The organism is Brasilonema sennae CENA114, assembly GCF_006968745.1.
In the GTDB taxonomy this organism is placed as follows: domain Bacteria; phylum Cyanobacteriota; class Cyanobacteriia; order Cyanobacteriales; family Nostocaceae; genus Brasilonema; species Brasilonema sennae.
This window is the reverse complement of the sequence record NZ_CP030118.1, coordinates 6575952-6598880: the sequence shown is the minus strand read 5'-3', so window position 1 is coordinate 6598880 and position 22929 is coordinate 6575952. Positions and strand designations below refer to the sequence as shown.

At 41.7% G+C, this 22929-nt stretch carries 22 protein-coding genes and 2 pseudogenes; 12 read left to right on the top strand and 12 right to left on the bottom strand.

Features of this window, described 5'->3' with window-relative positions:
* Positions 1 to 186: 186 nt before the first annotated feature.
* Positions 187 to 327: a hypothetical protein gene (locus tag DP114_RS27505; protein ID WP_169267817.1), complete on the bottom strand. Its 141-nt coding sequence runs from the start codon at positions 325 to 327 to the stop codon at positions 187 to 189.
* Between the two features lie 694 nt (positions 328 to 1021).
* On the opposite strand from DP114_RS27505, the gene DP114_RS27500 reads away from it, so the two are divergent.
* The 5 genes from DP114_RS27500 (at position 1022) to DP114_RS27480 (ending at position 7230) form a co-directional block, all read left to right on the top strand.
* Entirely contained in the window at positions 1022 to 2419 is a 1398-nt protein-coding gene (locus DP114_RS27500; RefSeq protein WP_171977634.1) for a glycosyltransferase, read from the top strand.
* Positions 2420 to 2586: 167 nt separating this feature from the next.
* Positions 2587 to 3540, top strand: a complete 954-nt coding sequence (locus DP114_RS27495; RefSeq protein ID WP_171977633.1) for an SGNH/GDSL hydrolase family protein — start codon at positions 2587 to 2589, stop codon at positions 3538 to 3540.
* Positions 3541 to 3661: 121 nt separating this feature from the next.
* On the top strand, positions 3662 to 4354 hold the full coding sequence (locus tag DP114_RS27490) for a pentapeptide repeat-containing protein (RefSeq protein ID WP_171977632.1): 693 nt from the start codon (positions 3662 to 3664) through the stop codon (positions 4352 to 4354).
* Positions 4355 to 4704: 350 nt separating this feature from the next.
* On the top strand, positions 4705 to 6288 hold the full coding sequence (locus DP114_RS27485; protein WP_171977631.1) for an FAD-dependent oxidoreductase: 1584 nt from the start codon (positions 4705 to 4707) through the stop codon (positions 6286 to 6288).
* Between the two features lie 66 nt (positions 6289 to 6354).
* Positions 6355 to 7230, top strand: coding sequence for an SMP-30/gluconolactonase/LRE family protein (locus tag DP114_RS27480; protein WP_171977630.1), 876 nt, complete (start codon positions 6355 to 6357; stop codon positions 7228 to 7230).
* Positions 7231 to 8076: 846 nt separating this feature from the next.
* On the opposite strand, the gene DP114_RS27475 is transcribed toward DP114_RS27480, so the two are convergent.
* Positions 8077 to 9471, bottom strand: coding sequence for a transposase (locus DP114_RS27475; protein WP_246162595.1), 1395 nt, complete (start codon positions 9469 to 9471; stop codon positions 8077 to 8079).
* An 809-nt stretch (positions 9472 to 10280) separates the two neighbouring features.
* Here DP114_RS27475 and DP114_RS27470 point away from each other — a divergent pair.
* Positions 10281 to 10463, top strand: coding sequence for a hypothetical protein (locus tag DP114_RS27470; protein ID WP_169262992.1), 183 nt, complete (start codon positions 10281 to 10283; stop codon positions 10461 to 10463).
* Between the two features lie 107 nt (positions 10464 to 10570).
* On the opposite strand, the pseudogene DP114_RS27465 reads toward DP114_RS27470, so the two are convergent.
* From DP114_RS27465 to pdxA, 7 genes and pseudogenes are all read right to left on the bottom strand, one after another.
* Positions 10571 to 10855 (bottom strand): annotated as a pseudogene (locus tag DP114_RS27465) (polynucleotide kinase-phosphatase); the annotation flags it as partial.
* A 14-nt stretch (positions 10856 to 10869) separates the two neighbouring features.
* Positions 10870 to 11076 (bottom strand): annotated as a pseudogene (locus DP114_RS27460) (3' terminal RNA ribose 2'-O-methyltransferase Hen1); the annotation flags it as partial.
* 614 nt (positions 11077 to 11690) lie between these two features.
* On the bottom strand, positions 11691 to 13301 hold the full coding sequence (locus DP114_RS27455) for an MFS transporter (RefSeq protein WP_246162834.1): 1611 nt from the start codon (positions 13299 to 13301) through the stop codon (positions 11691 to 11693).
* A gap of 18 nt (positions 13302 to 13319) precedes the next feature.
* Positions 13320 to 13517 (bottom strand): type II toxin-antitoxin system HicA family toxin, encoded by a 198-nt coding sequence (locus DP114_RS27450; RefSeq protein WP_169262993.1) that lies wholly within the window; start codon positions 13515 to 13517, stop codon positions 13320 to 13322.
* Complete coding sequence (locus tag DP114_RS27445; RefSeq protein ID WP_169262994.1) at positions 13518 to 13763, bottom strand: DUF1902 domain-containing protein; 246 nt, start codon at positions 13761 to 13763, stop codon at positions 13518 to 13520.
* A gap of 50 nt (positions 13764 to 13813) precedes the next feature.
* Positions 13814 to 14530, bottom strand: a complete 717-nt coding sequence (locus tag DP114_RS27440; RefSeq protein WP_318284248.1) for a 5'-methylthioadenosine/S-adenosylhomocysteine nucleosidase family protein — start codon at positions 14528 to 14530, stop codon at positions 13814 to 13816.
* A gap of 30 nt (positions 14531 to 14560) precedes the next feature.
* Complete coding sequence (pdxA, locus tag DP114_RS27435) at positions 14561 to 15667, bottom strand: 4-hydroxythreonine-4-phosphate dehydrogenase PdxA (protein WP_171978317.1); 1107 nt, start codon at positions 15665 to 15667, stop codon at positions 14561 to 14563.
* Positions 15668 to 15923: 256 nt separating this feature from the next.
* Between pdxA and petM the strand changes: the two genes are divergently transcribed.
* The 6 genes from petM (at position 15924) to DP114_RS27405 (ending at position 20586) form a co-directional block, all read left to right on the top strand.
* The gene (gene petM / locus DP114_RS27430; RefSeq protein ID WP_169262995.1) at positions 15924 to 16037 is read left to right on the top strand and encodes a cytochrome b6-f complex subunit PetM; all 114 of its coding nucleotides are present in this window, start codon (positions 15924 to 15926) and stop codon (positions 16035 to 16037) included.
* Positions 16038 to 16180: 143 nt separating this feature from the next.
* Positions 16181 to 17170, top strand: a complete 990-nt coding sequence (locus DP114_RS27425; protein ID WP_169262996.1) for an SDR family oxidoreductase — start codon at positions 16181 to 16183, stop codon at positions 17168 to 17170.
* Between the two features lie 123 nt (positions 17171 to 17293).
* Positions 17294 to 18211 carry an NAD(+) kinase gene (locus DP114_RS27420; RefSeq protein ID WP_169262997.1) on the top strand — a complete coding sequence of 306 codons (918 nt, stop codon included), beginning with the start codon at positions 17294 to 17296 and terminating at the stop codon, positions 18209 to 18211.
* A 263-nt stretch (positions 18212 to 18474) separates the two neighbouring features.
* Positions 18475 to 19161: a response regulator transcription factor NblR gene (gene nblR, locus DP114_RS27415; protein WP_171977629.1), complete on the top strand. Its 687-nt coding sequence runs from the start codon at positions 18475 to 18477 to the stop codon at positions 19159 to 19161.
* Between the two features lie 67 nt (positions 19162 to 19228).
* A complete protein-coding gene (locus tag DP114_RS27410; RefSeq protein ID WP_171978316.1) occupies positions 19229 to 19774 on the top strand; it encodes a DUF192 domain-containing protein in 546 nt (181 codons plus the stop codon).
* Between the two features lie 620 nt (positions 19775 to 20394).
* Positions 20395 to 20586 carry a DUF2949 domain-containing protein gene (locus DP114_RS27405; RefSeq protein WP_169262999.1) on the top strand — a complete coding sequence of 64 codons (192 nt, stop codon included), beginning with the start codon at positions 20395 to 20397 and terminating at the stop codon, positions 20584 to 20586.
* Positions 20587 to 20757: 171 nt separating this feature from the next.
* On the opposite strand, the gene DP114_RS27400 is transcribed toward DP114_RS27405, so the two are convergent.
* From DP114_RS27400 to trpC, 3 genes are all read right to left on the bottom strand, one after another.
* The gene (locus tag DP114_RS27400) at positions 20758 to 21384 is read right to left on the bottom strand and encodes a class I SAM-dependent methyltransferase (RefSeq protein WP_171977628.1); all 627 of its coding nucleotides are present in this window, start codon (positions 21382 to 21384) and stop codon (positions 20758 to 20760) included.
* 280 nt (positions 21385 to 21664) lie between these two features.
* Positions 21665 to 21910 carry a DUF5340 domain-containing protein gene (locus DP114_RS27395; protein ID WP_169263001.1) on the bottom strand — a complete coding sequence of 82 codons (246 nt, stop codon included), beginning with the start codon at positions 21908 to 21910 and terminating at the stop codon, positions 21665 to 21667.
* Between the two features lie 97 nt (positions 21911 to 22007).
* Positions 22008 to 22907, bottom strand: a complete 900-nt coding sequence (gene trpC / locus DP114_RS27390) for an indole-3-glycerol phosphate synthase TrpC (RefSeq protein WP_169263002.1) — start codon at positions 22905 to 22907, stop codon at positions 22008 to 22010.
* Positions 22908 to 22929 lie beyond the last annotated feature (22 nt).

The window sequence follows — 22929 nt, the reverse complement described above, 5'->3', positions numbered from 1 at the left end:
CTTTGCCAGTGTCAAATCTTGCTTGCTTAATTAAACTTTCTTTGCTTTTGACTATATTAATATGATTTATAGTTCCAGTCATACCTGAGCAGAGCACTCACGCTCATACATAGGGCGTAAAATGATACTCAGAATGACTTCTATGATACATCTAACTCCCTCAAGTTGGGAGTCCCATCATCCAACTTAGTGAACTGCGTAGGCTGCTTGCAGTGCCCAAATGATCAGCGCCAGAATTGACCCTAGAAGCAGCACGGAAGAGATGGTGACTACTTTTGGGGTATCAGCGCCTTCAAACTTCATAATTCCTCGGTTCAAGTCGGACATAGCTTTGTAATCCTCCTTCTGTTACAGTGCTAACGCGTCCGTTTCGATTCTAGTCCTTCAGAATGCATCTGATGCAAAGTTTATATTACAATTTTGTTTAAGTTTCGCAACATTTTCATCGTTATAAATACTCATATGAAGAGATACATTGTATGGGTTGAGACATTTTTTTTACTGACTTTTTCACAGAGGATTGCAAAAATTAGAACGTAGAACGTGACAATTGTCAATTGTTTAAAAAAATTACCGACTCAAAACTGCCAATATCGACATAATCGTGTCATGTTTGTATCCTAATAGCAACATTCTGGGCGTTGCTGAATCAGGGGATGATGTAAACAAACGTATATTTCTTTGACAAGCTGCGTAAATCCCCAGTCAACCTCTGATAAATCAACAAGGGGTCAAATCAGAACTACCTATTTCATACTTCCATTCTCTAATACCACATTCTGACTGTGATCGCATATGTCTGCGGCACTTAAGTGCGAATGCTGCGCGCCGAGATTACCTGTGCACAGGACTCAGGAATTATTGCTATATAAAGCAATAATTCCTGAGTCAGAAGTCATATCAGATCCGGCGAATTAGTTGTGATTTCCACGTTATAAGAGTTTTCCGTTCCCTACATACGTGAATCATTTCACCAAATTAAACCAGATGCCTATAGCTACTGTTCAAAACACTAGAAAAAATGAGCATTCAAGTAAGCAAGATGAAAACACTTTTGTTTGTATCTACTGTCTTTCCACCCATGATTAATCCGCTTGCAAATCGAGTCTACAAACTGCTCGTACAATTTCAAAAAAGTTGGCAAATTCTCGCATTGACTCGTGTAGAAAATGCTTATTTAAATGAAGAATCTAGCGTTCACTTTGTCAAACATTGGTATCCACAAAAATTAATTGACTTGATGAGTAAGCTGAAGCTTGAAAAGATACTAAGGTTATTAATTTGGCCAGATCAGGATATTTTTTGGGTATTACCTGCATTGATCAAAGGTTATCAGTTGATTCAGCAGCAGAAACCTGATGCTATTTTTGTATTTATGATGCCCTATTCAGCTAGTTTCATAGGAATCGGGTTGAAGTGGTTAACAGGTTTACCTTTAGTGTTCAGCTTAGATGACTCGATCACTTGCACTGATATGCATCCAGAATCTCAAAGTTTGCTGCATTATCATTTAAAACAATGGCTAGAAAAATTTTATGTTCGTCAGGCTGATGCATTAGTTTATGTTTCCCAATTCAATCTCGAACAGGTCAAAAAACGACAACCTTTATCTCAACAATCGAAATTTCACTTGATTCGTTGTGGTGCTGATCCCTTGGATTTTAGTACTCCCCTTCCTCCTTCAATTGACAAGAAACCTTTCGAGATAGTTTACATTGGTGGCATGAATGGCTGGTACGATTTCTACTATCGTCTTGAAAAACAATCGGTATTGAAAAAACTTTACAAAGCTTGGATAAGATTAGGCATCTATGAACAGGTAAAAATCGATCATCGGAGTTCTAGTCCAGTTTTTGTTGCCAAAGCAATACAGCAAGTCATTGCCCAAAATCCTAACTGGGAAAAAGAAATTCAACTTGTCATTCATGGAAACCCAGTTCCTAAACATATAGTGCAAACGGTGTTGGAAAACCAAAAACAGACAGATGTGGTTTCAGTCTTTGGTTCTGTATCCCACCACCAAGCACTTCAACTTGCAAGATCTGGAGATCTTTTACTCATAACTTTGCCTAATCGTCCAGATGGCTCTTCAGGTGGACGGATTTCATGTAAAACCTACGAATACCTAATGACTGATCGCCCCATTTTAGCAGCAGTGCCTAAAGGTGAAAACTGGGATTATCTAAAGGATAAGCCTGGAGTTTGGTTAGTCGAACCAACAGATACAGAGGCTATGAGTCGAGTCATTTCTGAAGTGGTGTCAGCACACTTTTCTAATTCTCCCCTCAGGTTTGATCGAACTGCTCTCCAACAGGAACTTAGCTATGTAAACTTAGCTGAAGATTACTTAAAAATACTCGACCAAGTTTGCTTGAACAACACCAAGGAAATTCAAGCTAAGCAATTAGCGACAAGTTAAGGTTTTTTAGGCTTTGTCAACAACCAGTATCAGTGACGAAAAAAACTGAGAAACTGTTAATGGTGCATCTTCCTACTTCTAAGTAATCAGAATAAGTCCTTGTCTTCGCGAAATCATTAACGGAAGAGCGTAAAATATACAGAACTTAGAACAAACGGACTTAACAAGTGAAAGTGTCGGTGGTTATCAGTTTAGTCGTCGTGCTCGGATTATTTGTCATCATAGAGTTGGGATTAAGATTACTCTTTGGGTTTGGCAATCCTCTAACATACATCCGGGATGAGCAGATTGGTTATTTGCTAAGTCCTAACCAACGCACCCGTCGCTTTGGTCATCGTATTACAATTAACCAGTATTCAATGCGGAGTGAAGCCATATCCCAGACGCGTTCACCATCTACTCTGCGGGTACTGCTTCTAGGAGATTCTATTGCTAACGGTGGCTGGTGGACAGACCAGAATAATACAATTTCTAGTTTAATAGCGCGCTTGTTAACTTCAGTAGTTAGTAGTAATTATCAACAATTTGAAGTACTAAATGCTTCAGCCAACTCTTGGGGACCAAGAAATGAATTAGGCTATTTGGAAAAGTTTGGCAGTTTTGATGCTCAAGCACTTGTGCTACTCATTAACACCGATGATTTGTTTGCTACCGCTCCCACATCTTTACCCGTAGGATGCGATCGCAATTACCCCGACAAAAAACCACCTCTAGCATTAGCAGAAATCTTCCAACGTTATATACTCAAGCCAACCCCAATACCAGGAATAGAAGCAATCCAAAATGAAGCAGGCGATAGAGTTGGTTTTAATCTAGAAGCAATTGGCAAAATCCAAGCACTTGCACTTCAAACCAATACTCAATTTCTTCTTGTCATGACTCCCTTACTTCGAGAAATTGGTTCGCCTGGTTCCCGCGATTACGAAGTTTTAACACGGAACCGCTTGAGTGAATTTTGTCAAGCCCAACGCATCACTTATTTAGATTTTCTTCCAATATTTAACTCCAACCAAGACCCCAAGGCCTTGTATCACGACCACATCCATCTTAACTTTCAGGGAAATCAGTTGGTGAGTGAGGTGATTTCGCTATCGCTGCTTGAACTATTGGCACAAAAATAAACAATACTTTACAATACCATTATTTTATATAAAAATAAAAATAACGAAAGAGAGATATGACGCCAGGAAAATATCTCGTAAAGTCAAAGAAGAGTGTATCTACATCGGTCAAAGTTGCCCAATGGTTAAAGAATCTTTCCAAGAACTTGTGAACTTGAACCAGCGCGACGAAGCACAAACTCATAACTTGTCTGCAGAAAACTTTGCAGGAGAAGACCTTAAAGAGGCAAACCTTAGGGGTACCAGCCTATTCAATGCTAACCTTAGTGGGGCAAATCTCAATAATGCCAAGCTTGACATTAGCAATCTCAGTATTGCCAACCTTGCTAGTTCTGACCTTAGTGGTGCAGATCTGCGTGGTGCAAGTCTCAGCCTTGCCAATCTCAGTGATGCCGATCTCAGCGGTGCCGATCTCAGTAATGCAAACCTGTGTGGTGCCAACCTCAGTCGTGCAAACCTCAGTGATGCAAACCTCACTGATGCCGATCTCAGTGCTGCCAACCTCAGTGGTACGAACCTCAGTGGTAGCAATCTCAAAAACGCGAACTTGAGCCTAGCCAATCTCGATAGTGCGAACCTCAAAGGTGCTAATATCAATGATGCCTATCTTGGCGGTATTCGGCTCAGTGGTGCGGACCTCAGCGGTGCAAACCTCAGTGGTGCGAACCTCAACGTTTCTGACCTCAATGGTGCAAACCTCAGTAATGCTGACCTCCGTAGTACCAATCTCACTAACGCTTATTTGAATAGTACTAACCTCTATGGTGCCAAAATTAACGATTCAACGAAATTTGATGATAACAGTTTAGATTAAGAACCTCTGGGAAATTACTGAGATTATAAAGATATCGGTCTATTTCTAAGATTAAGTTGCTCACCACGTACCGGGCGTGGTGATGTATCATTGATTAATTTTGGGCGTTTAAACTCATTGTCAAGAAAAATTTACTAGAATAAAATCATACAAAAAATTGCGAAGTTTCGATTAAGTAGAAGTCGCAATTATTACTCTGGTTTAACACTTGTTAGCTATAGTGCTAACGTCCAGTCATTCAAAAAGTACCCTAACAGGTACCGATTTATTTCTGGAATGACAAGAGGTAATATTGTTGACTTTATCTAGAAAATCAAATCTTACATCATTGAGGGTTAAGCAGAAAATCTATGCCTGAGGTTAAAGTTCCTACCATAACTAGCACGTATGACATTATTTGCTTCGGAGACGAAGTTCCTGGTATTCTCGCTCTAGTATGTGCAGCACGCGAATACAACCGTCAAAAAAATCAACTTCCACGGACTTTGCTACTGTTAAAAGGAAATTCTAAATTAGGAATTGGAGGTCATTTAGTACGCGGTGGATTGTGTTATCTTGACCGTTCTGCAGTTCCTGCTGCGATTCGTCAATCACGTAATTTAGATACTTTTGGTGATCCAGCCGCTATCTACAAGGAATTTTTGAAACGAGCTGGTGTAGCGCTTATTGCTCTTGATCCTGTTAAGGCAGATAGTGCTTTGCGAGCAATGTTGCAAGAGGTACGTGCAGATATTATAAGTGATATTGAAATTAAGTCTGTAATTAAAGAAGGACAGAAAATTACTGCTATTGGATTGACTAAAGGTGAAACCTATGCGGGCAAACAGTTTATTGACTGCACTGTGAATGCAGAGTTGGCGCAAGCGGCTGGAGTAAAAAAACTTAAGGGGTTTGAAACCTTTGGCTTACCTGACTCAGAACTAGCAGTGACTTTAGTCTTTGAAACTCAAGGGCTGAGTATTGAAAGACTCAAAAATGTAGAGTTTCAATATCTTAAACGCTTCACCAATACAGCAGATACTGAAGCTCAAAAATGGTTAAATGTTGCTGCAGGCGGAGATCCAGCAAGAGCAAATGAACTGAGAAAAAATCTGGTTGATTCTGCAGGCAAGCTCAAAACAATGTTTGCAGGTCAAGATTATATCGACGTTCGCACCAAAGCTCTCTCCATAGCCTACCATGCTTTCCGAGGTACTCCTGTGTCCTTAGCATCTAGTGGTACCATGCTTGACAACGGTAATATAGCTGTTTTGTCTCAGGGGAGGTTGTTTTGGAATGCACTGTTATATAAAGTAAATGCTGACCAAGCAGAAACTTTAGCACGCGCTAAATCCAAGCCAACATCACAAATGCTGAGTGAAATGCTATTTGTGAGAAAGTGGTTTGAAAGCATTGGCGCGAGTCAGGTGAAGCCTGTAGAAGAACTTTATATTCGTCATGCTGGTAATATTACAGGGGCAGTTGATCCCCTAAGTGGTTCTGAGATGCTTGCAGGTGGTGTGCCACAAAGTCAAGCTTTGGGAACATTTGGTTACCATTTTGATATTCGTGGCGGTATTACTGGCTTAGATGAAAGAGCTGCTGGTAAAGGTTTTAACGATTTTGCATTTCTGAACCCGCCTTTGTTCAATATTGGCATCCAGCACGCTTTGATTAAAAATGTACCTAACCTAGCAGTTATTAGTCCAGCTTCTGGATTTGTGGGGTATGCCTCTTCTGCTGGGAGAATTGTGGAATTCAATTGTGGTGTGGGGCAGGGAGTCGGGATTGCTGCTGCAATTGCGATCGCCCAAGGGCGTAACCTCGCTGAAATCTCTAACACAGATGTGCGAACCATCTTAGCTCAAACCGGAAAGCTATCTCAAGTTTATGGTACGGACAATCCACTACTAGCAAGTCAGCTAGGCAGTTTTGAAAATCAAATGATTGCTTAAACTTGCTCGGCAATACCATATAGTAATCATTTGAAAAGCACTGTAACTCAAAGAGTATTTTTGACAATGAGTCATACACAAGAAACTGGAATTCCAGGTGTGTTAGCGCCAAACACCAAGATAACTAAACTTGCCGATGGAATGTCCTTCTGCGAAGGTCCAGTTTGGGATAAAAAACATCATCGGCTCATTTTTAGTGACACTGATGCAGATGAACATAGATCCTGGAGTGATACTCAAGGGTTACAGACTTTTCGCAAGCCTAGCTATCAGCCGAACGGAAATGTTTTTGATTTGCAAGGCAGGCTTTGGACTTGCGAACACGAATCGAGGGCAATTAGCATGACCAACACAGATGGTCAGCGAACAATAATGGTGGATAATTATGGAGGCAAGCGCTTCCATTCACCAAATGACTTGGAAGTAAAATCTGACGAGACAATCTGGTTTAGCGATCCAACCTACGGTCTTGGTAACAGAACCAAGGAGATGGATTTTCAAGGCGTTTTCCGCTTCGATCCCAAAGAAAATAAGCTGACATTAATTGCGGATGATTTGAGTATGCCAAATGGCATCGCTTTTTCTCCTGATGAAAAGAAGCTTTATGTTGGAGATTCGGCAGAGGATAAGCGACAAATACGCGCATTCACGGTGAACTCAGATGGAACGGTTTCCGGTGGCGAAGTGCTATGCACGACTGAGAACCCAGTTTGGGGTCCAGACGGAGTTGATGTGGATGCAAATGGAAATATCTACACAGGTTGTGGTGATGGCGTAAATATTTTTTCTCCGGCAGGTTTGCTGTTAGGCAAGATATTAACTGAGGTTCCAATCTCAAACTTTGCCTTTGGTGGAAATGATGGCAAAATGCTGTTTATGACTAGTGAGCACGCTTTATATCGAGTCAATTTGTTAGTGGCAGGTGCGGTCAAACGATGGTGATTTCGTAGAAAGTGAGGAAATTTACCTTAATTTAGTGTGATTACTTATTTTTTGCTTTTCTTAGAGTTGATCGCCTTTTTTTGTGCATTTTTTTAACTTGTAGAATTCACGTTGTTGTACGGAGTGTGCTGTTATCTAATCCTAGACCACACTTCAAGATAATTCTGGAAAAATCTATACATGAGTACGGTTCGGTTTTTGTTGATAGTGCTAGTTTCATGCGATCGCACCTCTTGCTTATTTTGCATAGCCTAGGACTGCGGTTGTTGATTACGTTCACAGCGTCACGGCTTCGTTAGCTGAATGCCTGAATGTGCTAGTGGGTAAGCGTTTTCTCAGTATCAAGAAGGTTAAACGTAACCCCAACGAAGAAGTCTGAATGGCTTGTTTCAATTTCCTTACGGCGAAGCAGCCCTTTCAACGCGAACAAATGAACTAGTGAGTCATTCCAATGACACAAGTTGCAGATGAGTAGGAAAATAGATATTTTCGACCAATTTTAGCGTGTGTTAACTCTGAGAGTTATGAGTGGAGTTGAGACTAAAAATCGGCGATCGCCATCGACAGTAGAAACTTCGCTTAGGCGTGAGCAAAAGGTGTGATGAGCGAACAAGCGGAAATGCTCGAGTTGTCTCCAGGAGGCACGAGGGGGGCTGCGCCCTCCCTCAGGACTCCCCCCGTTGCCTGTCGCTGAGCGACCGCCGCTATCAAAATAGCGAGTGAAGCGGCATCGCCTGTCGTGGCGGTCACTCACCCTTCGGGTTCGCAGTCGCTACAACGGGGGGAACCCCCGCAACGCGCTGCGAACCGCTTCGCTGCGACAGGCTCAAAAAAAGATTACTTATCTCAATAGATATCTAAAAGGCGTGCAGTCGAAACATGACGATGTCTATGATCAACAATTAAAGGTTGGCGTTTTTTCTTCGGACTTCTTATGGCTTTGAGAAAACGTTTGAGATTCACGCCAGTCGCCAGCTGTTGTAAAAGTTGTCCCATTTGGTCTAAAGAATATGTCCTGAATATTTCCCACTGCTGGGATGGAATAGCAATCATCATCCCGCGATATGTGCCTTGAATTTCATCTACTAAGTAGAAATCAGACAAACCTGCATCAATTTTGGCGATGCCATGTACGCTTCCTAAGGCGGCTTTTAGAGTGGCGAGAATGTTGTATGTTACTAACGCCATCGAAAACGAGAACAGGGCAGCTTTAGGATAGGCTAACGTTTGAATTTCGGCGTTAAAATTTTCAGTTACGGTTTGAAAAAGGGTTTCTAGACTCCAACGATTACGATATAACTCGGCTATTTTTGCCGCATCAGCGTGGCTTAAGGGTAAGTTTGTCAAAATCGCTATTTCCCATTCTTTGTCTCGTGTTGGCACAAACAACTTCAGCACAACTCGTCGGCATTTTAAACGATTTCCCTCGTAACAAATTTCGATGCACTGCTCAAAAAGATTTCCTGTATCGGTTTGACCCAAAGCTCTTAAGGTGCTCAGTTCTGTCCAACCTAAAGACCCATGTTGCCGAATCACAAAGAAAGCTTTTTGCTGTGCAATCGTCCACAGAAACTTGGCTGTGCAAAAATTCCGGTCTCCAGTCCAAACATCGTTTGGTTGTACACCAGACAGCACATTATCAAATAAACTCCGCTCATTTGCATGACCATCTTGACAAAGAATAATATCTATTACCAGTTTTGATAGTGGATCTAATACAACTATTGCTTTACCTGGCAAAGCTTTAGCTGCAAATAAACGAATTGCATCTAATCGATGGTCTGTAGCAGCCAAACAAGTCCCATCTACAATTTTATGCCGATATCCTGGTAGTGGATTTGGCTGTTCTCCACCCATGATTTCAATTAGCACTCGCAAATCGCTCGCTGTTTCTCTTACCAATGCTTGACTCACACTCAGTTCTACACCGCAGAGCTTTTTATATAGTGCTGTGGTGCTCACAATCAGGTTTGTTGCTCTGGCTTTATAGGCGGCATGAACCGATTTTTGAATTCCACACACCACCAAACTCATCAAATCTACTTGGCTGGAAAATAGTAATTCTTGCTGGTGCTGTACTTTCGCGTGAGTTTCAAATAATTTATCCATCCGTTCCGGGGCAAATACACGCTCCATTAATCCTCGTGCCATTACACTTACTGGACTTTCTTGGACAAATTGTTCAAAAATGGAGCGTAGCATCTTGACACCCAAACTCGCCCTTATATCTTGAGGATACATCGAAGTTGTACCTCAGATTCCTGACTGGCACAGGGTTTTAGATTTCAAAATCCTAGTTCATTTGTTCGCGTTGAAAGGGCTGGTGGCTTTAGTCCTAGCAGTAGGTGCTAGCGTAACCGCCATTTTCTCTTGTTTAAAATAGCCGCGAGGGTCACTATGGTCGAATAGATTTTAAACGCCAAACTTGAGATACAATCTCAAGTTTGCATTGAATGATTTAGTTTTCTGGTTCCTGCCAGCAACTAATATCAAATCCGTTTATATCGGAATTTTTCCTTCTTCCTCTCTCTCTGTGTGTCCTCTGCGCCTCTGCGGTTTTTTTATCACTCAGATGCTACCGGATTTGATATAAAACGGAATGCCCATTTTAGTTTGGGGTGATTGCACTGAGGGGTGTCTCCCCTCAGTACGAATTCTGTTTACTCGCATATAAAAATTACATCAGGGTGCATGAGTCCAATTCATTAAGTGAAAGTCACTCTTTGTTTTGGTTTCTCGTATGAAAAAGCTAAGGTTCTTGAGTAATTACTTAAACGAGTAATTACTCAATCCACCTCAACTGGAGTGCGGAAGGTGGGTTTCACAAGTTCGTAGCGTTATTTAGCCTCTTGAAGCTTTACCAGTAGGTGATTCAGTTCGTCACGGATTTATGAAATGCTGTACTAAGCCCCCTTTTTAACTCTGTTGGGGGATCTTAACAAAACTAAACACCACTAACTGAACTGTATTGATTTTTATCAAAGTAAAGCTGGTTGCATAAGTTGTCAAAAGCCACTGTATTTATCTTCAGAGGTTTTTGGAGCAAGTTTATGCGAATCTACTGGAAGCCGATTATTTGTGAGGTGATATTAGAAATTCTGCTAGAACTAGCCCCAGGAAGCTTCGACATTATGGCGACTATTAGCGAGTATTTGGTGGAATCGACTTGGGAAGCTAGCAGAACTTCAATTCAACTAGTTTTGGGAATGAATTCCCAAGCAGCTTTCCACTAATCTCTCTAAAAGGAGTAAGTGCCATCTGCTCCTCAAAACACTTACTTTACAAGACTTGCAGACAAATTTTGTTTTTCCCCAAAATGAGCTAGTGGCTACAAAACTTTTTACAATCTTGGATCAACAGGTTCGCTCTCCATCGCCAAAATACCAAAAACACACTCATGCACACGACGCAGTGGAACATGAGCAACAAATAGCTCCAAAGCCTCGACACCCAAAGCAAACTCCCGCATCGCTAAAGAACGCTTGACAGATAGTCCCCGTTGACTTAAATGTTGCAAATTCTCAGGCGTTGAATATTCGGGATCGTAAATCATTCGCAGATATTCGCGTCCTCGACACTTGACAGCAGGCTGAACAATCTGGCGATCGCCTTTAACAATAAATCGCTAACATATTGTTAGCGATTTGCAGCACGTCCGCTCACTAACTTCACTGGATCAATATCCAAAAGCAGTGCTGCAGTGCATCGTTGCTCATTTGCTTCTGGATAGAAGACGTGCGCTTGTCCAAAGGAAAGAGGAAAAGACTAACAACGATCTGGGTGTTTATGCAGTAGGTATCCTAAATCTGTAGCTGGATAATATGTGGTTGTAATCGACAGCAGCATTCACAATAAACAGAGGTTCACTCTGGGCAGAATAATCATAATTACTGCTTAACAGCTCGTGATTACCAAAAATATTTATTTAATGCTGCCATAGCACTTCCTACTTGATATTTCTTAACAGATTCTTTGGAAAAGGAAAATATTTTGCTTGGCTAAATATTTGTGATAGGCTAGCTTATTTTCCTGTTTGTCTTTTCCTAAGTTGTATATAGAATTAAACACTCTAGATAATTAGGGAGCATCTTGTGAACTTCGACACTGATCGCGGTAGCGGCAGGTTTTTCCTGCAATGTTTCTGTTAATCTTGAACCTACACACCAAATCTTTTGTTAAGACTGGCAGTGAGGAGTGAAGTGTGTAGTAATAGCCGGGATTGTGGTACTGTCTCTACACCAATACAGGCGCAATCCATTGTACCTCTAGCCTTACACCTTTCATTCTTTGAAGACGTTAATTTTTGTTTGATTGTGTAAATCCCGTTCATCAATACCCCACCTACACAGCAACTAGGTGGGATTATTGTTTTAACTGATAAAACTTCTTCCTGGTTCTTTCATTTTGAATTTTGTTCGCCTTTGGCGTGCCCTTTGGGCATATTTTGAATTTTGAATTGCCTAACATGGACGCCTGTTGGGGTTTGAATAAATCATCTGTAAAACCTTGGGCGGTTCATCACCAATGTGAAAAGCACGGACTCGTTCCTCAATCACTCTATCTGTATTCGTCACCCGCGCAAATTGCCTTTTGTGTTCTGCCCAAGACTCTACAAGGATTGTTTCCACAAAGCGACTAGGATCAGATAAATCTTGATACAAGCCCCATTGAATCGCACCATCACGCCGGCGAATTTGGCTAAATGCTTGCATCACCTTGGTAAACTCTTCAGCGTTTGCTGGGTCAATGCGATATTCTAAAGTAATTAAAACAGGGCCATCATTTGGGCAAGGTTCAAAAGCAATGCGTGGCTGATCCCAATGCAGCGACGCTTGTAAGTCCAATTTTTCAGCACAGCGAAGACGATAACGCCTTGTCAGCAGGACACACACAATTAATCCTACAGCAGCACTGGTAAGGGCAGTCGAGATACTTGTATGTTGAGCCAAAGTACCCCACAAAAGACTGCCCAACACCATACTTCCTTGGAACACAAGCAATTGTACAGATAAAGCTCTAGCACGCACCCAGCTTGGAACTGATGTTTGGGCTGTGACAGTCAGACTAACCATCACGCACAGGGACGAAATGCCCACCAGTAGCATCACTACCCACACCAGTGGTACAATCCGGAAATATGCTAGTGCCAGCATCATCGCAGCCATCACTAAGGATGCGATCGCCACCAGGCTGTCGATTGAAAATTTCTCTCGTGCTTTGGGTAAAATAAACGCTCCTATTAAGCCACCAATACCCCAAAAGCCAAGAACGACACCATATCCAAACGCATCCAGCCCCAACTCTTTACGCCCCAGCAGTGGTAGTAGGGCAAACAAAGCGCTAGCAAAGAAAATGTAGGCTACTGTCCTAATCAGTACAGATTGAAAGACTGGGGCGTAACGGATGTAACGTACCCCTGCTTGCATAGCTCCCACAAACCGTTCTGTGGGTAAAGCACTCTTTTCATCCGTACGTTTCCAGCGAGAAATCACAAATATCACACTGACAAACGAAGCAGCGTTTAGCAGGAAAACAACACCCGTTCCTGCTGTGGCGATGACAATCCCTGCTACGGCTGGACCAATTGAGCGAGATAAATTAACAACAATACCACTGAGAGTGACAGCTTGCGGCAGTTCTTCTTTCGTTACGAGTTCGGGCGTTACAGCTTGCCAAACAGGCATATTCATCGAACTACCGATACTCAGAGCAAAGGTTAACCCTAAGAGTATCCACGGAGTTGTTATGTGAGCTATTGTCAGCACACCCAACAAAGCAGCTACGACTAACATCCAACCCTGTGTCCACAGCAGCATCTTGCGACGATCAACAACATCAGCAAGTGCTCCTGCTGGTAACGCCAGCAAAAAAAATGGTAAGCTAGACGCCGCCTGCATCAGCGCCACTAACAACGGTGAATTGGGGGCAAGAGTTGTCATTAACCATGATGCGCCGACATCGTGCATCCAAGTTCCAATGCTTGACACTGCTGATGCTACCCACAAGGCACGAAAGACTGGCTGACGCAGAGGAGTCCACATCGAAAGAGCAACTGCTGATGGTGATGTCATATTAGAAGTATTGACTCGTTAAAAGGCTTTAGACAGCCCAGCTTGTTTCAAAACAGCGTTGGCTGTATGGCGTGACTTGATAGAACTATCTACCACAAATCGACGATCTGTAATTGGACTGTACCAGATTTCATGGTCTCCTTTACCTTGCCGTTCAAAGTAACAACCAGCTTCAGAAAGAATCTTTTTCAACTCAGCAGTAAATGACGCACTCATTTAGTTAGTTACCGAAATTAACTCTTGCCGATGACTGATTAACTCAAAAGTGATAGAACCCGCATAGTCAGAAGGTACAATTCTGTTTATAATGATGAGTTCTGGAATCATATCTCGAAGCTTTTGTGTAAGAACCTCAATTGTAGAAGCTTCAGTGACTAATCCTGGCACGTCTTCACTCGTTGCAACCCAGACTTGTGCATCTTTATCCCAAAAAGCTTGAACTTTAAATGTGATTTGTGTCATTATTAAGCGCTCTGTCGAATTGACGACGTAATTTGAGTTTAAAACAAACGTCAAATATCTACCGTGTTAAACAAAAAAGTTGTTAAATCCTCTAAAATACGTAATCCCCTCAGAGAACCAGAAACAAGACGACTTGCAGCAATTGGTTGTCTAAGGAGTTCCATTGCTAAAGGAAATGCCTGCAAAGAACCATCAGAGTGAAATGCATTGGTGAGGTTAGGAATATTGTGATGTGCATCGTCGCTGATGACTCGCAACATTGCTACAGCAATTCCTCGCTGACTCAAAAATTCTAATGCTGCAAATCCCTCCATGTCTACAACGTCAGCATGATATGTTTGACCTAATTGAAGTTTTTCACTGGCAGAATAAATCAGGCGATCGCTCGTCAAACCAACACCCGTAAAAACTCTATCTTGTAATTGGTTTTGGACTATCTTTGTTAACTCGCGATCGCACAAAAGTTCAGCAGCACTTTTCTTTTCGTCTGTACCAGGATAAACGCAACTTCGATACAGTACAGCTTTACCAACACTATATTTACTTGACAAACTTCCACATAACCCCATCAACAAAACTCTCGGTTGCGGATGATGAGAAAGATGTTCAGCTTCCAACCATTGTTCTAAATGTTTGGTTAATGCTGAAGAACCCATAGGAATCGGAAAAACAGGCGGTGTGGGAACTGCAAGCCGATTTAATCCTTTGCAAACAGCTTTGTACTCTGGTCCAGTAACAACTAAAATGGCATCCACAAGCATTTTCATAATTTTTTGGCGCTATTGCGTATACTGCGATTACAGCTTTACTTTTCGCCTCTGGGATACCAACTCAGCTGCTAACAGAATTGCTGCTTTCATACTCCTAGCATCGGCAATTCCCTTACCGGCAATATCAAATGCCGTCCCATGATCCGGTGATGTACGAATAAAAGGAAGACCTATAGAAGTATTGACTGCTCTGTCAAATGCCATCAACTTTACGGGTATTAAACCTTGGTCATGGTACAGTGCAATGTAAGCATCTGCTACTTGTGACGGGTTTACCCTGAGCGGAGCCGAAGGGTCAATGTTACCATACCAAGCTTGTCCTGGCTTAACCCACATTGTATCTGGTGGAACCGGACCGTCTAATTGGAAATTTGGGCGGTTTTTACGTTCTTGCGAAATCCAGGGAATTAACCAATCTTGTTCTTCGTGTCCGAGTTGTCCTTGTTCGCCGCTGTGGGGATTTAAACCAGCGATCGCAATCCTCGCCCTTTCTAAACCAAAATCTTTCTCCAAACACTCCACCAGCAAGTCAAGTTTTTCTGTCATCAACTGCGGTGTTAATACTTTGGGTACTTGACTTAATGGCACATGTGTGCAAGCAAGCAGAGTACAAAGTGTCCAGTTAGTATGGGGCGAACGGGCGACAAATAACATTCCTACACGCTTGGCACCCGACTTTTCAGCCAAAAGTTCTGTTTGACCTGGATAATTATACCCTGCCGCCTTCCAGGCTGATTTGGCAATTGGACCTGTGACGATACCATCAAATTGATCTGCTAGTGTTTGGGCAATTGCAGTTTCCATATAAGCAAAGCTAGCCGCACCACTCGCTGCATTCCCAGTTCCAATAAGAATTTCATCCTGTATGTGCTTGTCTAAGGGCACATCAAAAATTGATAGTTCTTCTGGATTTGCTAAAGGCTGAGAATTCTTGGCTAATTTTAGTTTCGTATAAATCTCTACTAATAAACTACGGCTACCCACGACCGTCAGATCACAACTTTTGCTAACTTCTGGATCGGCTAAAGCTTTTAAAATAACTTCTGGTCCAATTCCTGCTGGATCTCCCAGTGTTAATGCTAAGCGTGGGCGGCTTTGCACTGGTGTTATATCTTTTTCATCTAATTTGTACATTGTTGGCATATTATTCCTTCTCAAGATACACTTCAACTTCGTAGAGAGCAGGAATTTGCTCAAAACAGACTTGTTTGGTCAGTTCTTGACTCAAGGACTTGCAAATAAAAAAATATTCAATCGGAGGGAGACAAGGAGGACGACTTGGGATATCGGCTACTTTACAATGTTTTACACTAGTCTAATACTTTGGCACCTCTTTCAGGCTCTGGTAAACTTAACTTAATTAAACAATTTGCAAAGGAGAATTGCAGCAATGAGCGGCGAAATGTTGAATGCAGCTTTGTTGTCCTTCGGATTAATCTTTGTAGGCTGGGCTTTAGGCGCTTTGTTGCTCAAAGTTCAGGGTGGAGAAGAGGAATCGCTGTAAAAAAGCATCGCGTTAGAGACAAGAGACAACTTTAAAGTCTCTTTGTCTCGTATACGCGCTTTAAAAGCGTGTAAAATTTTGTTTGCATAGTCAAGTCTGATAAGATTTTATTCATAAAAGTTTAAATTTTGTAAAAAGCTCTCATGACATTATTAATAATTGGTGCCACTGGTACCTTAGGGAGACAAGTGGCTCGTCGTGCGATCGATGAGGGGTATAAAGTCCGGTGTCTTGTTCGGAATGCAAAAAAAGCCGCGTTTTTAAAAGAGTGGGGAGCAGAAGTTGTACGAGGAGATTTATGCTATCGTCAGACATTGACAGCAGCACTTGAAGGTGTGACAGCAGTTATTGATGCGTCAACATCTCGTCCTGCCGATTCTGTTAGTATCAGACAAGTAGATTGGGAAGGCAAAGTCTCTTTGATTCAAGAGTCTGTTGCTGCAGGTGTAGAACGTTTTATCTTTTTCTCCATAGTGGATGCTGAAAAATATCCAGACGTACCGCTGATGGATATTAAGCGGTGTACAGAACTCTTTTTGGCTGAATCTGGTTTAAATTACACCATATTGCGACTGTCTGGCTTCATGCAAGGCTTAATTGGTCAATATGGAATTCCCATCTTGGAAGCACAGCCTGTTTGGGTAACAGGAGATTCGTCTGCGATCGCCTACATGGACACTCAGGATGTTGCTAAATTTGCCATTCGCGCGCTGAAGGTACCAGAAGCCGAAAAGCAAACTTTTCCAGTGGTGGGAACTCGTGCTTGGAGTGCCGAGGAAATTATAGCCTTGTGTGAACGCTTATCCGGAAAAGAAGCGCGGATTACACGGTTGCCAATTAATTTACTACGTACCGTGCGCCGAGTCATACGCTTTTTTCAGTGGGGATGGAACGTCTCAGATAGACTTGCTTTTACAGAAGTCATCGCCAGTGGTAAGCCGCTAAATGCTCCAATGGAGGAAGTTTATCAGGTTTTTGGGTTAGATCCAAACGAAACCGCAACCGTAGAAACTTACCTGCAAGAGTACTTCAGCCGAATTTTGAAGAAGCTCAAGGAGTTAGACTACCAGAAGATTCAGCCCAAAAAGCAAAAACCAAAAAGGTCCCCGTTTAAGAAAACCGACACTCAGTAGCTATCAGTCATAAGTCATGACTCAGTAGTTCTGACACAAAGACAAAATATTAATGACTAAATAGCCCAAAATGTGCAACGATTAACATAATAAAGTGCGTCACCAATAATTGGATATTTCAGTGTGCCCAAAGCAGGCATTATCTACAATGACGTTAAGCCGGTAGCAAGCCGAATCGCTATCGAACTGAAACAGACATTAACCGCCGCAGGTTGGGATATCTGTGTCACATCAGCTGTCGGCGGAATCTTGGGTTATTCTACACCGGAAAGTCCCGTATGCCACACCCCAATAGAGGGACTAACACCTCCCGGATTTGATTCAGATATGAAATTTGCGGTGGTGTTAGGGGGAGACGGTACAGTTCTGGCTGCTTCTCGCTTAGTTGCTCCTTGTGGTATCCCGATTTTAACGGTCAACACCGGTCACTTGGGATTTTTGACCGAAACTTATCTCAATCAATTACCCCAAGCAATAGAAAAGTTGCTTCTGGGTGATTATGAGATTGAGGAAAGAGCGATGCTCACAATCAGAGTTTTTCGGGAAGATTATGTCATGTGGGAAGCTCTGTGCTTAAATGAGATGGTGCTGCATCGAGAACCATTGACCTCTATGTGTCATTTTGAGATAGCAATTGGTCGGCACGCAGCAGTAGACATTGCAGCAGATGGTGTGATAGTATCTACGCCGACAGGTTCTACAGCATATTCGTTGAGTGCTGGCGGTCCAGTCGTGACTCCGGGTGTACCCGTACTCCAGCTTGTACCCATATGTCCTCATTCTCTGGCTTCTAGAGCTTTGGTATTTCCAGATAGTGAACCACTTAATATCTACCCAGTGAATACTCCTCGGCTGGTGATGACTGTGGATGGTAATGGAGGGTGCTATGTTCTGCCAGACGATAGAGTTTCTGTAGAGAAGTCACCCTATTGCGCCCCGTTTGTTCGTCTCCAACCCGCAGAATTTTTCAAGATTTTACGAGAAAAACTGGGTTGGGGTTTACCACATATAGCTAAGCCTAGCTCTGTAGAATTACCCTAGGGTTATTTGGGATTTTGGATGAGTGAGGCGTTGTCTAAAAGTAGAATTTATGATTTAACTCATAAACAACGCCAGCGAGATTTGAAATTAGTGATTAAAATGACTGTATCTGTCGATTTGTATGGCAGATACTTATATGTGCTAATACATGGTCGGTAGAACACGTGTCAAGTCAAGATTGATTGATCAGCAAAAATCCGTAAACTGCACTTCTACCAACTCAGTCAAAATCCTAAATCTAAAATCGAACATCCAAAATTAATATGACGGTAGCTCATAACCCTTGTGTATTGCTAATTGAAAGCGATGAAAATCTCGCAAATCAGCTTGCTTTCGATTTGAAAGAAGCTGGTTATGATCCCATCGTGGCTCATGATGGGACGAATGGTATACAATATAGTCGCGATCGCGAACCTGCTTTAGTTGTGATTGACCGAATGCTAGCAGGAGAATCAGGACTGTCGTTATGTAAAAATTTTAGAACGACTGGAATGCGATCGCCTGTGCTAGTGCTAATGGCACGCGATACAGTGGATGATCGCGTAGCTTGCTTAGATGCTGGGGCTGATGATTACTTTCTCAAGCCTTACCGGGGTGAGGATTTTTTGAACCTGGTTCGCTTATACTTAAAACCTGAAGTCGATACTTCCGAGCACTTACGTTTTGGTGATCTCGTTTTAGATATAGCAACCCGCCGCGCCATAGTTAATGAACGGGCGATTGACTTAACAATGAAGGAATTTGACCTGCTTAAGTATATGATGGAACATCCCCGTGAGGTATTAACCCGTGAACAAATACTGGAAAATGTTTGGGGTTACGACTTTATGGGCGAGTCGAATGTGATTGAAGTCTACATTCGCTACTTGCGACTAAAAATAGAAGACGAAGGTCAAAAGCGACTCATTCAAACGGTGCGAGGTGTAGGCTATGTATTGAGAGAAACTTGAACACGAGTGGGAAGAGTCGAGCAAGTGAGGTGAATAACAAAATAAATAGCTAATGACTAAAATTTCTATGATTAATTGGCTAAGTTTGCTATCAATAGTTTTGAGCATTTTGCTAGCGGGCTGTTCTGTTCCTACACAAGCAGTTCTTCCCACGGCTACGCCTAGTTCTCAATCCCAAGCACCAATGTCTTCAAACCAAACGAAGAATGCAGGTCAACAACTACCAATTTCAGCTGTGGCGGTTGTTCCCGATGGTACAAAAATTGAATTAGAAGTCGCACAAACACCCCAACAGCAAGCGATGGGGTTGATGCATCGCCCAGCTTTACCCGATAACCGTGGAATGCTGTTTGAGTTCCCATCACCGTTCCCAGCCAGTTTCTGGATGAAGAATGTACCAGTAGCACTGGATATGGTTTTTATGCTAAATGGGAAAGTGCAGTACATTGCTGCTTCCGCACCTCCTTGCAACACCACTCCTTGTCCTACTTACGGTCCCCAGACACCAATTAATCAAGTCATAGAACTGCGTTCCGGGCGGGCTGCACAGTTGGGCTTGAAGGTTGGCGATTCTGTAAAAATTGAGTCTTTAAAATCAGGGAATATACGGTAAAAAAGATTGAGATCCTGCCCACGGGGTCTTACAGCTAAAATTTCTTTTGTCAGATTTGTGTAAATATTTATTGCATTTTTAGGAAAGAAAAGAAATTTAAGACATTCTTTAACAAGTTAAAGAATAAAAGCCTTAGTCGCCAGAATGGACTGCGTCCCGCTCCGCTAACAGTATAAATTCTGTGCGACTTGCGGCTTCAAACTTGTGTGTTAACTCAATACAAATTCTTAAAAGCTTTATTGTTCCAAGACTAGATAACTAATTTTATCCTAGATCACAAAAAATATTCCTTTTGACATACGTGTAAAGAGTAGTCAATAAGAGAATATTAGGCTAAGGAATCTTTCTTACAACAGTTGTAGCTAACTAAAGCACTGATGTAAAAAGGATAAAGTAATAAATTCATCTAAATATTGTGCGGCTTAAGACTTATAAGATAAGTTGTATGACTGTCTATTTTTGATACAAAAGCATTCCTTGAGCAACACCAGACAAACTTTCCTGAGTTATCTATTAAGCAAAGGCACAGTGATAGAAGAATTATTGGCTACTTCCAACTACACCAAAAGTGGTGAATTGAAATATAAAAATACACACCATGTGAGGAGACCCAATACAAGATGTCACCATTAACCTATTCTAGATTTATTAGCTTTTTACAGGAAGATTTGGCAATTTCTACAGCTTCCATTGCAGTCGCTTTGCGTCGCAGTGAGCAAAATCCAGGTCCTTTGCCAATGATTCTTTGGCAATATGGGTTAGTTACCATAGAACAGTTAGATAAAATATATGATTGGCTGGAGACAATATAGGAAATAATCAGCTAGTTTAGGAGTGTCGAACTGTGCTTATATATGGAGTAAGCCTCTTACAAAGGCTTGTGTCTAAAATAAAAAAGATAAAATTTAATTTATTTGTCAAGGATAGCGAGTTCATAATTCAACTCGCTTTTTTGATTGTAGATTTGTCAGACTCACGTCTGTTTAATATTGGGGAGTCGCTGTAGCTACCATCAGCCCCCACACGATATCGAAACGAACTCTAGTTGCACGGCGAATCGTAAAATTTGTAGCTGCAAGAAAGTGATGAAACTCGTCTTGGGTATAACACTGTTTATAAGCTGGGTCAAATAACTTTAATACAATGTCGCTAATTTTCCAAAAAAAATAATCTTTGCACCAATCCAGAATGACAACTTTGCCCTCAGGTTTGAGGACACGTTTCATTTCCCTTAACGCAGCTAATGGATCGTCAAAGTAATGGAACGAACTGGCTGATATCACAACATCAAAAGTGTTACTAGCAAATGGTAACGCTAACACACTCGCTGTTTGAAACCAGACTTGAGGATAAATGCTACATTTGTGTTTGGCAATCTCCAGCATCTTCTCTGAAATGTCTACTCCAACAATGTGTTGTGTTGGATATTCACTCAGTAGCAGCCGTTCAAACTCACCTGTGCCACAAGCAACATCAAGTACAGTATCAAGTGGTGAGATTTGCGCCCAGTTTTTAACAAAGGATAGTGTCTTGGAAATGTAGCTTTTCCAACGTTTATCATACACAGATGACATTTTATCATATTGTTGACGAACTCTTGTTTCTGTCATCCTGTGCTTCCCGCGATGATCTATGATTTTTGCTTTCTTCAATAACTATAGCCATTCTCGTTTGAATCAAAGACACAACGATGTATAGAGACGTCACATGTCAGTCAGCGTACCTTTGGAGTTTTCCTCGTTGAGTATCGCTAACTCTCCCGTTGCGTAACGTCTCTACTATATTGCAATACAGTTCAGTTAAGAATAATTTTAGGTTAGGGTTTTTTAACCTTAATTGAATCGTATTGGGTTATTACGAACGCGAACGATAAAAAAAGTCTTGTTTGATTTACTCAGCAGCAATATTCTTAGTGTTGAGATGATTGAGCGACCAACGGTGGTCAATATTAAAAGACGATTGGCAAACTTCTTCCAGATGCTTTTGTTGTACAGCCGCTTTACGCAGGGTAATAATCAGCTGATTTACCTGATGCCGCAAACTCGGATCATTGTTAACCGCTACCATAGTTTGTCTCTCTAACAGTTGCAGTATAAGTTCGTAGTGAACAGGTGAAGGCAGAGGAATTTGCTCCATGAAATTAATATTTGATTTCAAATTTTGGACAACTCAGAAGTTGCTTGTCATTAAATGAATTGTTACACAAGCATCAACGAATTGCCTAAAGCTACAATTATTCATGGGCTAAAGGTTTACCAAAGAGGTTGGCGATCGCTTCCTCCGGATCTGGATGTTTGATTAGAGACTCTCCAATTAAAACAGCTGATGCTCCTGCTTGTTCTACTAAAATCAAATCATCTAAGTTATGTAATCCTGACTCACTCACAACCACAATATTCCTTTGCTGTAATTCCTTACCCCTTGCTGCTAAGAGTTGGCAAGTCGTTTGTACATCAACAGAGAAATCTTCCAAGTTGCGATTATTTATACCTACCAGTGAAACACCATCTATGGTTAACACGCGGTCGAGTTCTGCTAAACTATGGACTTCAATCAATGCCGCCATTTTTAAAGCTTTGGCAATTTTAACGAAGTACTGCAAATCTTGATCGCTGAGTATAGCAGCAATCAACAATACTGCATCTGCGCCTCGAACACGCGCCATGTACATTTGGTAAGGATATATGACAAAATCCTTGCATAGTAACGGTAAATCTACTTGAGCGCGGATTTTAGCTAAATTTTCAAAGCTACCAGAGAAAAACTTTTCATCTGTAAGTACCGAAATACAGCTAGCACCAGCTTTTTGATACTTTAAAGCAATCTCCACCGGATGAAAATCTTCTCGTAAAATTCCTTTACTGGGAGACGCTTTTTTAACTTCAGCAATCAAAGCTGGCTTTGTTTTGCCTTGCTGCAATGCTGCTACAAAATCACGGGATAGAGGCGCTTCAACCACCTGACGTTGCAATTCCTGCAAAGAAAGCTTTTCTCGCATTCGTTCAACTTCTTTTTCCTTATGCCAAACAATTTCTTCTAAAATATTGTTTGGCTGGGCATCAGGCGTAGCGACTTGATAGCGTACTGTGGATACAGCAATAGGTGGACTAGGTCTACAGCGACGGATTTGCATAATTAGTTATTAGTCATTAGTC